At 65.6% G+C, this 14,870-nt stretch carries 13 protein-coding genes; 7 read left to right on the top strand and 6 right to left on the bottom strand.

Annotated elements, in window-relative coordinates; all coding sequences use genetic code 11:
• Positions 1-90 precede the first annotated feature (90 nt).
• The 3 genes from IE177_RS03650 (at position 91) to IE177_RS03660 (ending at position 5,153) form a co-directional block, all read left to right on the top strand.
• The gene (locus IE177_RS03650; RefSeq protein WP_229815876.1) at positions 91-1,518 is read left to right on the top strand and encodes an FG-GAP-like repeat-containing protein; all 1,428 of its coding nucleotides are present in this window, start codon (positions 91-93) and stop codon (positions 1,516-1,518) included.
• 57 nt (positions 1,519-1,575) lie between these two features.
• Entirely contained in the window at positions 1,576-2,991 is a 1,416-nt protein-coding gene (locus IE177_RS03655) for an FG-GAP and VCBS repeat-containing protein (protein ID WP_190013220.1), read from the top strand.
• Between the two features lie 263 nt (positions 2,992-3,254).
• Positions 3,255-5,153, top strand: coding sequence for a serine/threonine-protein kinase (locus IE177_RS03660; RefSeq protein WP_373305018.1), 1,899 nt, complete (start codon positions 3,255-3,257; stop codon positions 5,151-5,153).
• Positions 5,154-5,654: 501 nt separating this feature from the next.
• On the opposite strand, the gene IE177_RS03665 is transcribed toward IE177_RS03660, so the two are convergent.
• The 6 genes from IE177_RS03665 to queC all read right to left on the bottom strand — a co-directional run bounded on the left by IE177_RS03665 (position 5,655) and on the right by queC (position 10,064).
• Entirely contained in the window at positions 5,655-5,846 is a 192-nt protein-coding gene (locus IE177_RS03665; protein ID WP_190013222.1) for a hypothetical protein, read from the bottom strand.
• An 837-nt stretch (positions 5,847-6,683) separates the two neighbouring features.
• On the bottom strand, positions 6,684-7,199 hold the full coding sequence (locus IE177_RS03670) for a VUT family protein (protein WP_190013223.1): 516 nt from the start codon (positions 7,197-7,199) through the stop codon (positions 6,684-6,686).
• A 400-nt stretch (positions 7,200-7,599) separates the two neighbouring features.
• Complete coding sequence (locus IE177_RS03675) at positions 7,600-8,373, bottom strand: GTP cyclohydrolase I FolE2 (RefSeq protein WP_190013224.1); 774 nt, start codon at positions 8,371-8,373, stop codon at positions 7,600-7,602.
• Positions 8,374-8,377: 4 nt separating this feature from the next.
• Positions 8,378-8,734 carry a 6-carboxytetrahydropterin synthase QueD gene (queD, locus tag IE177_RS03680; protein ID WP_190013225.1) on the bottom strand — a complete coding sequence of 119 codons (357 nt, stop codon included), beginning with the start codon at positions 8,732-8,734 and terminating at the stop codon, positions 8,378-8,380.
• The gene (gene queE, locus IE177_RS03685) at positions 8,734-9,369 is read right to left on the bottom strand and encodes a 7-carboxy-7-deazaguanine synthase (protein ID WP_190013226.1); all 636 of its coding nucleotides are present in this window, start codon (positions 9,367-9,369) and stop codon (positions 8,734-8,736) included. Before queE ends, queD begins: the two co-directional genes overlap by 1 nt.
• Positions 9,369-10,064 carry a 7-cyano-7-deazaguanine synthase QueC gene (gene queC, locus IE177_RS03690; protein ID WP_190013227.1) on the bottom strand — a complete coding sequence of 232 codons (696 nt, stop codon included), beginning with the start codon at positions 10,062-10,064 and terminating at the stop codon, positions 9,369-9,371. The genes queE and queC overlap by 1 nt, the downstream gene beginning before the upstream one ends.
• A gap of 177 nt (positions 10,065-10,241) precedes the next feature.
• Here queC and IE177_RS03695 point away from each other — a divergent pair, with 177 nt between their 5' ends.
• From IE177_RS03695 to dbpB (IE177_RS03710), 4 genes are read left to right on the top strand one after another with little or no spacing between them, the layout of a single operon-like run.
• Entirely contained in the window at positions 10,242-11,084 is an 843-nt protein-coding gene (locus IE177_RS03695) for a hypothetical protein (RefSeq protein WP_229815877.1), read from the top strand.
• Positions 11,081-12,214 carry a DGQHR domain-containing protein DpdB gene (gene dbpB, locus IE177_RS03700; RefSeq protein WP_190013229.1) on the top strand — a complete coding sequence of 378 codons (1,134 nt, stop codon included), beginning with the start codon at positions 11,081-11,083 and terminating at the stop codon, positions 12,212-12,214. Before IE177_RS03695 ends, dbpB (IE177_RS03700) begins: the two co-directional genes overlap by 4 nt.
• Positions 12,211-13,431, top strand: a complete 1,221-nt coding sequence (gene dpdA, locus IE177_RS03705; RefSeq protein ID WP_190013230.1) for a tRNA-guanine transglycosylase DpdA — start codon at positions 12,211-12,213, stop codon at positions 13,429-13,431. Before dbpB (IE177_RS03700) ends, dpdA begins: the two co-directional genes overlap by 4 nt.
• 37 nt (positions 13,432-13,468) lie before the next feature.
• Complete coding sequence (gene dbpB, locus IE177_RS03710; RefSeq protein WP_190013231.1) at positions 13,469-14,572, top strand: DGQHR domain-containing protein DpdB; 1,104 nt, start codon at positions 13,469-13,471, stop codon at positions 14,570-14,572.
• Positions 14,573-14,870: the final 298 nt, after the last annotated feature.

Below are 14,870 nucleotides of genomic sequence, written 5' to 3' on the forward strand. Positions count from 1 at the left end.
CATCTCGCAACGGAGTTACTGCGACGTACAACCTTCAGTCGAAGTGGTCCGTCTCCCGTTACGTCACACACGTTCCGCACAGGAGGCACAGTGCCCCGCCGCACTCTCACCGCCGCGATCGCCGTCACCGTGCTCGCGACCCCCCTCGCGCTCTTCGCCGCCTCCGGCACGGCGTCGGCCGCGCCCGTGCCGCCCCGTACGCCGATGACCGACTTCAACCACGACGGACACGCCGACCTCGCGGTCGCGGCGCCCTTCGGCACCGTCGGCGGTGTGGAGAAGGCCGGTTACATCTCGGTCGTGTACGGCACCGCCTCCGGACCCGGAACGGCTCGCCACCAGATGATCAGCCGGGCCACGCCCGGCGTCCCCGGCGACCTCCAGGGCACCTTCGCCTTCGGCGTCCAGACGCTCCCCGGTGACCTCGACGGCGACTCGTACACCGACCTGCTCGTGACGAGCGGCGGCGACGAAGGCGAGCCGACCGTGCTCTGGGGCTCCAAGGACGGCCTTACCGGCCAGAACACCGTTCTGCCCTACCGGTACTCCGAGTTCGCCCTCGGTGACTTCAACGGCGACGGCAAGCGCGACCTCGTCGTGAACTCCGACCCGAGCGACGACCCGGACGTCTCCGGGATGACGATCCAGTACGGTCCGTTCACCCGCGACGGCAAGACGCGCACCCAGGACAGCATCACCACGGGCGACGGCCCCTCGGGTCTGCGCTCCTTCATCACCGGTGACCTCACGGGTGACGGTGTCGACGACATCGTCACCACGCACGGCTTCGAGGAGATGCAGCACGAGGCCCGCTTCTGGAAGGGGTCGAGGACCGGCGTCGGCCACACCTCCAAGACCCTCGGCACGGCGTACAGCGGCACCGTCGGCGATGTCGACGGCGACGGCTACGGCGACCTGATCACCCGCGACATCGGCTCCGTCACCGAGGTCATCGACTCCGCCCCGGGCAGCATCACCATCCAGTACGGCAGCTCCACCGGGCCGGGCAACACGCGCAAGAAGGTCATCACCCAGGCCACCGCGGGGGTTCCCGGGGCGAGCGAGGCGAACGACGCCTTCGGCGCGTCCCTCAGCGCCGGTGACGTGAACGGCGACGGCAGGGCGGAGGTCGCGGTCGGCGTTCCCGGCGAAAGCCTCGGCGCCGCCACCGGTACCGGCGCGGTGATCCTGCTCAAGGGCGCGTCCAAGGCCGCCGGCGGCATGACCGGCAAGGGCGCGATCGCCTACAGCCAGTCCACCGCGGGCGTGCCCGGCGTCTCCGAGTCGGGCGACGACTTCGGCCGCCAGGTGAGCCTCTCCGACCTGAACAAGGACGGCAAGGCGGACCTGACCGCGACGGCCCCCGGCGAGGACGGTGCCTTCGCCGACTCGGGGGCCCTGTGGAACCTCTACGGCTCCGCGAGCGGCCTGACCACGACGGGCGCCGGCACGCTCAGCCCCGCCAAGCTCGGCGCCCCCGAGAAGGACGCCAAGTTCGGCCACACGCTCGGCGGCTGACCCCCTCCCCTTCCCTCACTTTCCCTTTTCCCTGCCTTTCTCTCTTCTGGAGGATCAGTGCGAGGCTCTCTCGCGGCCGCTCTCGCGGTCACCACGCTCGTCACGCCCCTCGTGCTCGTCGCCGCCACCGGCTCGGCCTCGGCCGCGCCGGCGGCGGCGGCGCGCACGCCGCTCGTCGACTTCAACCACGACGGGTACGCCGACCTCGTGTTCTCCGCGGTCGGCGGCTACGAGGAGACGACGCCCGGCCGGGTGACGGTCGTCTACGGCTCCGCGTCGGGCCCCGACACCGCGCACGCCAAGACCTTCAGCCGCGCCACCCCTGGCGTGCCCGGCGACCCGCGGAACGGCGGACGCTTCGGTCAGGAGACGGCCGCCGCCGACCTCGACGGCGACCGGTACACCGACCTCGTCGTCAACGGCTACGACGGCAAGGCCGTGGTCCTGTGGGGCTCCGCCACAGGCCTGTCCGGCCAGGGCAGCACCGAGCTGCTCTGGAACGGCGGGCACGTCACCGCCGGCGACTTCAACGGCGACGGCAAGCGCGACCTGGTCACGGTGGACTTCCCGCGCAGCGACGACCCCGACAACGACGACCAGGGCATGCTCATCTCCTACGGCCCCTTCACGCGCGAGGGCAAGGCCGCGAGCACCCAGGCGATCACCACCAGCCGGACCTTCGGCCCCGGCGGCTTCGTCACGGGCGACATCACGGGCGACGGCGCCGACGACATCGTCTCCAACCACGGCTTCGAGGAGATGGCGTACGGCAGCAAGTTCTGGGCCGGCGGCAAGGACGGCGTGAGCACCACCCCGAAGCCGCTCGCGGCCTCCGTCGGCGGGGCGATCGCGGACGTCGACAAGGACGGCTACGGCGACCTGATCGTCCGCGACATCGGCAACAACTTCGAGGACATGCCGTACCAGAAGGGCACGATCCTCATCAAGTACGGCACCGCGAACGGGCCTTCGACGACCCGCACCGCGAAGATCACGCAGGACACGGCGGGCGTGCCCGGCGTCGGCGAGAAGGGCGACGAGTTCGGCTCCTCGATCAGCGCGGGCGACGTGAACGGCGACGGCTACGCGGACGTCGCGGTCGGCATCCCCGGCGAGGACATCGGGTCGGTCGCGGACGCGGGGAGCACGGTGCTGCTCAAGGGCTCCCGCACCGGCCTGACCGGCACTGGCGCGCAGGCCTTCCAGCAGTCCACGACCGGCGTGCCCGGCGTCTCCGAGAAGGAGGACAAGTTCGGCAGCCAGGTCCTGCTGTCGGACACCAACAAGGACGGCAAGGCCGACCTGACGGCCACCGCGCCTCTGGAGGACAACACCTACGCCGACTCCGGCGCCGCCTGGCACCTGCGGGGCGCGGCCGGCGGCCTGACGGTCACCGGCATCACGTCGTTCGGCCCCAAGGCACTCGGCGCACCGGAGAAGGGCGTCATGTTCGGCACGTGGCTGGCACGCTGACCCGTCCCTTCGGGACAGCCCCGGGCGGCGGTGGCGAGTCGCAGGGCACGAGACCCACGCGCCACCGCCCTGCTTGCTACTCGGCGCACAGGTGACCGTGCGCAGGGCGGCTGCGTCGGCAGACGCAGGAAGTCGGACGCGTGCCAAACCGCGGTTCCGTCGTGAGGCGCATCGGTGGGGCAATGCGCCTCAATATGCACTTGGCTGGAGGCAGAGAGAAGATTGTTGTAGAGCCGTTCATGTTCGACCAGGCGGAAGCTGGTATGGCGAAGACAGGTGACGGCGCAGGCCGCGTGGTCGCCGGGCGCTACCGACTGCTAGGCAGCCTAGGTGCCGGTGGCATGGGCCGCGTCTGGCTCGCCAACGACCAAGAACTCGACTGCGACGTCGTGCTCAAGGAACTAGCCGTACCACCCGATCTCCCCGAAAATGAGCTGAACGCACGCATCGCCAGAGCCCGCAGCGAGGCACGACACTCCGCCCGGCTCCGCGGCAATCCACACGTGGTGACCGTGTATGACTGCGTCGTCGACGATGGCTTGCCGTGGATCGTCATGGAGTACGTGCCGGGGGCCCGAGACCTTGAGGCAGTGGTCCGCGATGATGGTCCGGTGCCTCGGACTGCTACGGCCCGCATTGGCTTGGCGCTGCTTGATGCTTTGGCCGCGGGCCACCGATTGCGAATTCTGCACCGGGATGTCAAGCCCTCCAACGTCCTGGTCACAAGTACCGATCCCTACGAACTCAGCAGTCAGGGGTACGGACGGGTGCTGTTGACCGACTATGGCATTTCGCTTCGGGAAGACGCTGGCGAGCCTCGCTTGACCACCGTCTCGGGAATCATCGGAACCCCCAGCTACCTCGCTCCGGAGCGTGCCCGCGGTGAGGAACCGACGCCCGCATCGGACCTGTTCTCACTTGGAGCGACTCTCTACTTTGCAGTCGAAGGCCATGGCCCCTTTGATCGTGGCTCCCCCGTAGGCACGCTTACGGCGCTTCTCACCGAAGAGCCCACACCACTGCGCCGGGCGGGCAATCTAGCACCCATCCTTCTCGACCTACTAGCTAAAGACCCGCACCAGAGACTCCGCCCCGACACAGCAGCACAGCTGCTCACCCAACTTACGACGGAAGGCCCCCAAACGCAGCAAGCAACCGTCACACAGGTAAGTCATCCGTCTGCGAAGCGCTCTCCCCTCGAACCCCAGTACGAGCCCGAAGCGCCTCCAGGGAAACCACGCTCAAGAGCGGTTTGGTCGCGACGGCACCGCAATTGTACTGAGCCCAGATCTAATCGGGCGAAGGGGCGCAGGACTCGCTGCATCATCGTCGCCACAGTACTCGTCCTTGGCCTTGTTTCGTGGCTTGTAATAGCGAACTCCAGCCCTTCAACAAGGAGGCCGAATGCTAGTCCTGCCGAAAGTCACTCCGCAACTGGCCCTATTAAACCATACGGTGACGCTGTTGGGCTGACCCGAGGACTTCGCCCCGGCGACTGCGTCAAGGCCCAGTGGACAGGAATTAGATTTGAAACTAAGCCACCACGGTTGACCTTCGCAGACTGCGCGAACGGTACCCCAGATGGTCAGGTACTCGCATCCAACGCGGCAAGCTCGCTCTCGGATGCGCAAGCAAATGGATACTATCGCTGCGAGTCGGAGTCGATGAGTACAGTCAATGCGATGGCCGACGCCGAATACTACTCATTGCCGCCAACGGAACAAGGGTGGAGGAGTGGCGTACACAGCACCGCATGCCTTATCTTCAACAAGGCGGCAAATATTTGGGGATCGGTAGGAACTTTCCGGAAGGTCGACGACCAGATCTCGCCGCAGAACGCAGAAATAGGCGACTGTTACAAGGTCACGGAAGACAAAAGTTGGGAGTACCTATACCTAGCAAGGTGCAATACCTCGCACGATGTGCAAGTGGCGGGTTTCTGGAAGGCGCCTGACGGCAGAAGCTACTCGACAGAGCAATCCACACAAAGCGATGATTGTGCTAAAAAGTATGGATCCGCTTACGACTCCAGTAGGTACACAATTGGAACCATTTTGCCTGACGAAGAAACCTGGAAACACGGGTTCCACTACGTGATCTGCGATGTTTACCGATCCGACAATAAAAAACTGACTTCCAGGCTAACTCCCGCTTCGCTGTAGTCGCAGAGAACCAGATCCATCCGTGCGGCGCGGGAGCGTAGCCGAGTAGCCTCGATGCCCTGACCGGCAGGGTTCCGCCGTCAAGGTCTGCTCAGGGCCGTCGTTACCGGTGTGTCAAAACGGATCAGAAGTCTTCATGTCACACCTGTGCCAGATCTAGCGGGGGGTCACGAGGAAGGGTGGTGGCCGGCGTGTGTGGCCCACACGCTCCTCACAGGTGATCGGTGCGCAACAACGAGAAAGAGCGGGAGACAGTGAGACTGTCTCCCGCTCTTTCCGGTCGGCATCCGCCCTGGTCAGCGCTTGATCTCTGCTGATCCTGGGCGAGTGCCCCCGGCAGGATTCGAACCTGCGCACACGGCTCCGGAGGGCGCTTCGGCTAGCAGAAGACCTGCTGGTCACAGAGCCAAAATCACACTGCCGGGCTCACGTCGTCCACGAATGGTCCATGGCCTGGCGCCGATACCTGCGCCAGGCCATGCGCTCAAACACAGTTCAGTCTCACAGCAGGAACCAGTAGTTTCCGCCCGCGACCCCCGCAGCCGCAGCCAGCAGCGTGAGGAAGGCCGGCGACACCGACAGAGACACGGACAGGTCGAAGTGCTTGCCGACGGACACGCGAATGTGCCTGGGGGTGGAAGCCGGGCGTCCCTGGACACCGGCCTGGCCGTCCTGGCTCGCGTTGACAGACATGTCATGCTGGTAGTTGATAGGTAACCCCCTTCGTGGTGGGGCGTCGCCGCTCTCGCGGCCTAGGAACCTGATGACGGCGACGCCCCCGCCCCTCTCCAGCTTGTGCAGAAGAGGACAAAAAGGGGCCCCACCCTGGTAAGCCAGAGTGGGGCCCCTCAATGCTACTGAGACGGTAGCGAGTTACCGAGAAGTAGGTCAACTCCCCCTACTCGCAGCCAAGTTGCAGCCCCTTGTCTGCGGCTTCGCGTCTCTGCGACGACGGCACACGCGCGGAGGTCCCTTCCCCGTGAGAGCCGCATGACGACATCTTCGTCCCGAAGCAACTTGGGTGGGAGAGGTGCCTAGGGGCGACGTGTTCTTCACCTGAACTGATGGTCCGCAGACGTCCGCGGTTGTTCGTCGGCGTAGTCACGCAGTTGGCGCACGTCCCAGACCCGCGTGGCGCGAGGGGTGATCGTAACTGGACACCGTCCAAAGCCTCTCGCAGCCAGGCTGTCGTCTACCGGGCGTGGTCGGCGGCCAAGGATTACGGCGCGGCTTCGAAGGCCGCCTCGCCTACCTTCCACCTAGTGTGCCTGGATGGAGGCCGAGAGCAGAGTCTGTGTCACCCCAGGGCAAGCAGACGCCAGAAGGCACGCTTGCGAGGCCAGCAGACTGGGGTCCAGCAGCGCGAGGAGTTCGCGGATGGCCAGGGTGCGGTAGCTCGCCCCCGATCAGGGGCCCTGAGGCGTACGCCTGCGGGCGGCCGCTTGAGCGACAGGGCCTGTCCTGTGGAGACCTGAGCGAAGGCGATTGCGGTGAGGTTTCCTGCCATGCGTGGATGGCAGGCTGTGACCTTCAGGCGATAACGCGGTCACGGCGGCGCAGTAGAGCCAGGACTATGACGGCCGCGAGGGTCATCCACGTTTTGCCGAGGATCTGTCCAGGCAGGTAACTGAGGGAGCCGAAGGCAAGGTGGAGGAACAGGAGACTGTCGGCGAGAAGTCCGACGGTGTTCGAGGCGAGTATGGCGACGAGTAGTCCTCGCTTGCGCAGGGGTTCGTAGACGACGAAGTCCATGGTTTCAGCGACGGCGAAGGCGACCGCTGAGGCAGTGGCGAGGCTGGGATCGGCGAGGAGATAGGAGAGAACGGTGCCGATGGCTATGGCGGCGAGGATGGCGCCACGGCCGGTCGCCTCGCGTGCCAAGTCGCGCAGGACAAGCGCCAGGCCGACGAGGTAGACGCCGGCAGGTGCGACGTAGCCGAGGCCGACGGGTACTGCGCCGAAGTGGGTGACGGCCATGTTGGCGGCCGGGATGGTGGCGATGTAGGCGATGAGTGTGGCGATGCCGGCAGGAGCGGGGGCTTTCACGATCTACTTTCTGTCTCGGTGGTGGGGTGCTGCGCTCGGCTCCAGCGGCGGACGGGCGGTGGGGCGAACGTGCAGACAGTACAGCGCACGGCACTGACATCCTTAAGGCGTAGGTCCGTGCTGCAGTGCTGGGGCAAGTGCCTGGTTCCGGGGTGTGCAAGGAACGCGTGATCAGACGGCGATGTCGCGCTGAGGGACTCGGGTGGGTCTCTCGACGGCGGGTGCGCCGGACAGCGTCGCGGGTGCTGGCTCGCTTTACGCGGCGCCGGGCGCGTGCATAGCCGCCAGTGGACGCCTTCCGCGGGCTCGGGCGGAACCACGCGCCTCGCCGCGGCAGGTACGGCGTGGGGAAGGGATGGTAACCCCCGTTCCGGCCTGGGGCGCGGGCGAGGACGTGGGTTCAGTCGGTGTGGGTCAGGCTGGCGATGGCGTCGTGGCTGTGAATGCTTTCCAGATTCTTCGCCCGGATCGCATGGTTAAGACCCTTTTCGCGGCATTGGAGGCTTATGTCGCGAATGATGTCTTCTACGAAGACGGGATGGTCGTAGGCCTGCATGGTGACGACGCGTTCGTCGGGCCGCTTGATGAGGGGGAAGACAGGGGCGGAGCCGACGTTGCGCAGCAGGTCGACGATTTCGTGGATCGCCAGGGGGTAGGGCGCATCGGTGGTCCCGGTGACCGTGAGGGTGATCTCGCTGCGCTGGTTGTGGGCACCGTAGTCGGAGATGGCCTTGGAGCACGGGCACAGGCTGGTGACGTCGGTGGTCACCGTGGTGGCGACGGTGCAGGTGTCGGCGGTGATGCGGCCGGTAATGGTGACGTCGTGGGTTTGCCACGACTGTCGCTTACTGGCGGGTGCGGTCACGGTCGTGGCGATGGGCAGGGACAGCGTCAGTGTCAGGGTGGGGGCTTCGAGCAGCTCCAGCCCTCGTTTGAGGGTGATGGGCAACTCCTGGGGGGCGAGGGTGGCTGCTTCCTCGTGTACCAGGGCGATCATGCGGCTCATGTGGGTGCCGCGCCGGTCGGCCTGAAGGCCGACGGTGACGCTGATGTCGGCGATGCCGTTCTGGCGCGTGTGGCCGTCATCGAACGTGACGGGGTAGCGCAGGCCGCTGATCCCTACTTCGTCGATGGCGATGCCGCGGGGGTCGGCCTCGTTTTGGATGTCGTGCATGCCGCTACTCGCCTCGGTAGGTGCAACCGGAGGTGCAGGTCTCGCGCACGGTGATCGCTGACAGGGCGGGGAGTTCGGCGATCATCCGGTCCCAGATCCAGCGGGCCAGGTTCTCGCTGGTGGGGTTTTCCAATCCTTCGATGTCGTTCAGGTAGTAATGGTCTAGTTGTGCGTCGATGGGCTGGAATGCGCGCTTGACGTCGCCGAAGTCCATTACCCAGCCGGCTTCTGCATCCACCGGCGCTTCGACGTGCACGGTGATCTTGTAGGAGTGGCCATGGAGGCGGGCGCACTTGTGTCCTTCGGGGACACGTGGCAGGCGGTGGGCTGCTTCGAAGGTGAACTCGCGAAAGATTTCCATTACTGAATTCCCAGATACTTGTGCGTCTGGAGGGAAAGTGTCCAGCGCGGGTTCTTCATGCAGTACTCGACGGCGGCGCGAGTGTGGGCCTCGCGATGAGCGTCATCCAGCGGTTGCAGTCTGAAGTGGCGGAAGTTGAGGTCTTCGAACTGGGCGGGGTCACCGCCGACCTGGGGATAGACCAGCTTGAGTTCGTCGCCGTGAGTGAGGACCAATGTGGAGCCGATCTTGGGACTCACGCACAGCCAGTCGATACCCTGGGGCGCCGGACGGGTGCCGTTGGTTTCCACTGCGACTTCGAAGCCGCGGTCGTGGAGGGCGTTGACGGCGTCCTCGTCCAACTGCAGCAGGGGTTCTCCTCCGGTACACACCACGAACCGGTGTGCGCGATCGGCAGTGGGCCAGGCAGCTTCCACGGCGGCGGCCAGGTCGTCGGCGGTGGTGAAGCGGCCGCCTCCTTCGCCATCGGTGCCGACAAAGTCGGTGTCGCAGAACTGGCAGATGGCGCGGGCGCGATCGCGCTCCCGGCCGGTCCACAGGTTGCAGCGCGAGAAGCGGCAGAAGACGGCAGGGCGTCCTGCGTGACTGCCTTCCCCTTGGAGGGTGTAGAAGATTTCCTTGATCAGGTAGGTCATCAGGCGCTCTGGTACTGGACCGGGTCCTTCACGCCAGCCTCGGCGAAGCCTTTCAGGCGCAGCAGGCACGTCTCGCACTTGCCGCAGGCATGTCCCTGCTCGTCGGGGTCATAGCAGGAGGAGGTCAGGGAGTAGTCCACGCCCAGACGCAGGCCCTCGCGGACGATGTCGGCCTTGGACAGTGTCATCAGGGGGGAGTGCAGTGTGATCTTGGAGGTGCCTTCGACGCCGGCTCGGGTGGCCAGGTTCGCCATCGTGGCAAAGGCCTCCATGTACTCGGGGCGGCAGTCGGGGTAGCCGCTGTAGTCCACGGCCGTGACCCCGGTGAAGATGTCGCTGGCGCCGACGGTCTCGGCGAAGGCCAGCGCGAACGACAGGAAGATTGTGTTGCGGGCCGGCACATACGTGATCGGTACCCCGGACTGGGGCGTGTCCTGGAGCGACTCGTGCTTGGGCACCTCAATGTCGGCGGTCAGGGCAGAGCCGCCGAAGACCCGCAGATCGATGTCGGCGATGACGTGCCGGGCCACCCCCTGGGCCTGGGCGACTCGCTGGGCTGCCTCCAGTTCGATGGAGTGGCGCTGACCGTAGCGGAAGCTGAGCGCGTAGGGAGTGAATCCCTGGTCCTTGGCGATGGCCAGCACCGTGGTCGAGTCCAGGCCGCCGCTCAGCAACACGATCGCGGGACGATCCATGCTGTCACTCCCTTGTCTGATGTCCAGTTGCCTCAGTTGAGGCAGGCGAAGCCTACCCCGGTAACTACCGGCTACAGTAATCACGACAACAGACGAGTTAGAGAAGCCAGAGGTCGATCCGCAGTGAACGAGTTGCCCATCGTGGTCACGTGCACGGACCGGAAGGCTTCACCACCCGTGACCGCCCTGCGGGCCCGCGATCTGTCCGCCGCGGATCTGCCCGAGAGGGCCGCGGAATGGGAACGCCGCCTTCGAACCGCCTCCGAGGCGCGGGTGGAGTTGGCGCATCTCTACCAAGGGGACCAGTGGCGGCGTGCTCAAGCCCTGGCTGCCGTTGCTACCCATGCCGGGTTCGCGCCCCGCCTGTATGTGGCCTCGGCCGGACTGGGTCTGCGATCAGTCTCCAGTCTCGCCCCCTCCTATGCGGCCACTTTCATGACCCGACACGCAGATTCCGTGGCTTCCTCCACCTCTCAGGCGGCCGACTGGTGGGATCATCTGCAACGCATGGACGAAAGTCGCAACTTGTCCGAGATTGCGGCTTCTGTCGGACGAATCCTGGTGGTGCTGTCCGAGACGTACGCCCAAGCCATGCACCGCGAGCTGCTCGCCCTGGCGGCCAGCGGAGCCGACACGGTGCTCATCGGAGGCGCCTGCGACCTGGACGGCGTGCTGCGCATCCCAGCCAACGCCGCCCTGCGTAACGCCCTGGGCGGCACCCTTACCAGCCTCAACGTCCGCATGGCGGCAGCCTGGCTGCAGCACTGCACACCCGGCCGCCTCATCACCCCTGCCGCTAAAGAGCGTTGGACGGCCTGGGTCGGCCAGGCGGCCCGCCCAGAACGTTACGCCCGCACCCCGATGTCGGACGCTGCAGTGATCGACTTCATCAAAGACATGAAAAGCCGCTACCCAGACTCGTCCCGCACGCGCCTACTACGCCTACTGAGAGACAAGGGGATGGCCTGCGAACAGAAGCGCTTCGCAGGCCTGTACTCGTCAACGATTGGCCAACGATGACCTCCACTGTGCTTAAGCGCCGGGCGCTGCGGATCGATCAGCACCCCACGATCCCGCTGTATGTGTTCACCTTGGCGGCGGAAGAGGTCCACCAGGTCGCCGACGTTGCCCGAATCTCCCGAGACGAAGCGGGCAAACTGATCGGCTACCAACGCCCCGAGAAGAAGCAGCACGTGAAGCAGATTCTCGAGTACCTCGACGGCGAGGAGGTCCTGTTTCCCAACGGGCTGATCATGGCGCTGCCCTCCAGCGTGCGGTTCAAGTCCAGCCCGGGCCCGGGCAGCAGCGACGGGCTGTGCACCTCGGGCACGCTGGAGATCACGCTACCCGATGCCCCCGACGCCCCCCGGCCCGCCTGGATCGTCGACGGTCAGCAGCGCAGTCTCGCCCTGGCTCGCACCCGCAACACCCGCCTGGCTGTGACCATCGCCGGCTTCGTTGCCGAAGACCTGGAAACCCAGCGCGACCAGTTCTTGCGCGTGAACACGGTGTCCCCGCTGCCCACCAATCTCGTCACCGAACTCCTCCCGGAAGTCGGCACCCTGCTGCCGACCAAGCTCTCCGCCCGCAAACTCCCCGCCGTGCTGGTCGAGGCCCTCAACCACGACAAGGACTCACCCTTTCGAGGCCTGGTGCGCCGCCCGTCTACCACGGCCGAGCAGAAGACGGACGCCGTCGTCACGGACAACAGCCTCACCACGGCCATCCAGGAATCCCTCAACTCCCCGTCGGGCGCCTTCTTTCCCTACAAAAATCTGTCCAATGGCACGGTCGACACGGCCACCATCCGTCAGATCCTCGTCGTCTACTGGACCGCGGTGCGCGACACCTTCCCCGACGCGTGGGGACTGCCGGCGACCAAGAGTCGGCTGATGCACGGCGTCGGCATCCGCTCCATGGGACGCTTGATGGATCGCGTCATGATGGCCATCGACCCCGCCTCACCCCATGCCGTGGAGTTGGCGCGGGACGAACTTGCCTTGATCGCGCCGCACTGCCGCTGGACCCAGGGACGCTGGCCCGACCTGAACACCCCCTGGAACGAACTCCAGAACAACCCCCGCCACATCAGCACCCTGTCGAACTACCTCCTCCGTATCTATGTGCAGGAAAAGGCAAAGGCCGCGTGAAATTCTATTTCCCTGACAGTCAGGACCTGGTGAGCCCCACATACGACTTCATCAACGACGAGTACTCGCCCTACCGAGTCCGTCAGCGTGATGACGTCTACGCCCACCAGGCCGTGACACCGATCCCCTACGACGGGATCCTTGTCAGCAAGGCGGTTGTCGACGGATCCATGAAGGGTGCAGGTAAATACTCTGCCCCCCAGCGCGAGCGCCTTTACCGCCTGGGCGTGAGGAACTTCTTCCGTCTCCCCGACGAATGTTCCACCATCGGAGACTGTGGCGCCTTCAACTACATCGATGAAGAGCGCCCACCCTACGAAGTCGACGAAGTCCTTGACTTCTACGGCCGATGCGGATTCGACGCCGGCATCAGCATCGACCACATCATCTTCGGCTACATCCCTCAAGAATCCGACACGGAACCAGAAGCGGCGTGGGTGGAACGCCAGCAGATCTCCCTGGAACTCGCCGAAAACTTTCTCGCCGCGGCAAAAAGGTCTGGTACCCGCTTCGAACCCGTCGGCGCCGCCCAGGGGTGGGGACCTGAGAGCTACGCCCACTCCGTCGCACAACTGCAGAAAATGGGATACCGGCGTATCGCCCTCGGCGGCATGGTCCCCCTCAAGTCCCACGAGATCCTGGCCTGCCTGCGAGCCATCGACGAAGTACGCAACCACGACACCGAACTACACCTGCTCGGCATCAATCGCGTCGACAGCATGGAGCAGTTCGCCCGCCACGGCGTGACAAGCTTCGACAGCACCTCCGCCTTCCGCCAGGCCTTCATGGACGACCGCAACAACTACCACACCGCTACCGGTGCCTATACCGCCATCAGAGTCCCCCAAGTCGACGGCAACCCCGCACTCAAACGCCTCATCCTGTCCGGAAGCGTCTCCCAGGCACAGGCCATCACCGCCGAACGTGCCTGCCTGCGCGCACTGCGGGAATTCGACAGCGGAGAGAACTCGCTCGAAGAAGTACTCGACGCCCTCGCTGCCTACGAGTCGCTCGTCCTCGGCCCGAAGAAGAAGAGCTACCTCGCATACTACGAGCGCATCCTCAGCGACGCTCCCTGGCGCGCCTGCCCCTGCGCCCTGTGCAAGAAACATGGCATCGAGATCGCAATATTCCGGGGAACCGAGCGGAACAAGCGCCGAGGGTTCCACAATCTGACCGTGCTCGAGGCCAAGATGCGCTCCCTCACCTTCGGGTGAACCCCACTTTTCTTCTTTTGACATGTCTGGAGATGCAATGGCCGACCGATACGAACTCAGGCTCCCGGCGCTCGAGATTCGCCAGGGCGGTAGAAAGATCTACTGCTTCGCCGTCGACGGCAAGAAGGTTCACAGCTTCGCCGCGGTCTCCCGCGTACGCCGCGACGACGACAGCAACCTCCAGGGCTACCAGCGCCCCGAGGTCCTTAGCCACATTCGCGGCATCCGCCGCTACCTCGAGTCCGACAACGCCATGCTCCCCAACGCTCTGGTCCTGGCCTTCGACGAGAGCGTCAGGTTCGAGAGCGGGGCGCGGCGGGTGGCCGGCGTCGACTACTCCGTCCCCGGCGAGTTGGTGATCCCTGTCGATGAGTCCCTTTCCGACGAGGACAAGCCCGCCCTGATCGTCGACGGTCAGCAGCGCAGCGCCGCCATCCGCGACGCCGACCTGGTCGAATTCCCTGTCGCTGCCGTCGGGTTCATCGCCGACAACCACGACGATCAGCGCTCCCAGTTCATCCTGGTCAACTCCACCAAGCCGCTCCCCAAGGGCCTCATCCACGAGCTGCTGCCCGAGACCAGTGGCCACCTCCCGCCCACCTACGCCCGCAAGCGTTTGCCCGCCCAGTTGATGACCCGCCTCAACACCGACGGCCAGGGCCCCTTCTACGGCCGTATCGCCAGCCCCACCTCGCCCGACGGCAACATCAAAGACACGGCCGTTCTCCGCATGCTGGAGCACAGCCTCTTCGAGGGCGCTCTCTACCAGTACCGCAACCCCGAAGACGGCTCCGGCGACGTCGACCGCATGCTGCTGCATCTACGGTCTTTTTGGACCATCGTCAAGGACACCTTCAGCGACGCCTGGAAACTCCCGCCCCGCCAGTCCCGCCTCACCCACGGCGCCGGCATCCAAGCCATGGGCTTCGTCATGGACAGCCTCACCGATGGCATGCCTGCCGAAGACGTCGACTGCGACGCGGTGCGCAACGCCGTCCTGGGCCTGATGCCGATCACTGCCTGGACCTCCGGCATGTGGCGTTTCGCCGACGGCGAGCAGCGCCGCTGGAACGGTCTGCAGAACACCCCCAACGACGTCCGCCTCCTGACCGACCTGCTAGTCCGCGCCGTACACAGCTGACCTGACCGTTCCTCGGGCCCTGCCTCCGGGGCACCGCAAATGGCAACAATTCGCCCGCCGCCGGCATCCGGTGGCGGGCGAATCCGTTTTCGGGGCCGCAGTAGCCGGCCGCTTGCGCGGTGCTGCTGCCAGCGCGTGTCGGCCCGGGCCGCTGGCGGGACCGAGGCCCTGGTCGCTGGTGTTGATAGACCTGCAGCAGTACCCCGTCGCAGTCGTCAACACGATGATGAGCAGCGGGCTCACTCCAACGTAGCCGCCGACCGGTTGACGTCTCGTCCGCCGCACTTGCATCCGTCCG

The sequence above is a fragment of the Streptomyces lucensis JCM 4490 genome (assembly GCF_014650035.1).
In the GTDB taxonomy this organism is placed as follows: domain Bacteria; phylum Actinomycetota; class Actinomycetes; order Streptomycetales; family Streptomycetaceae; genus Streptomyces; species Streptomyces lucensis.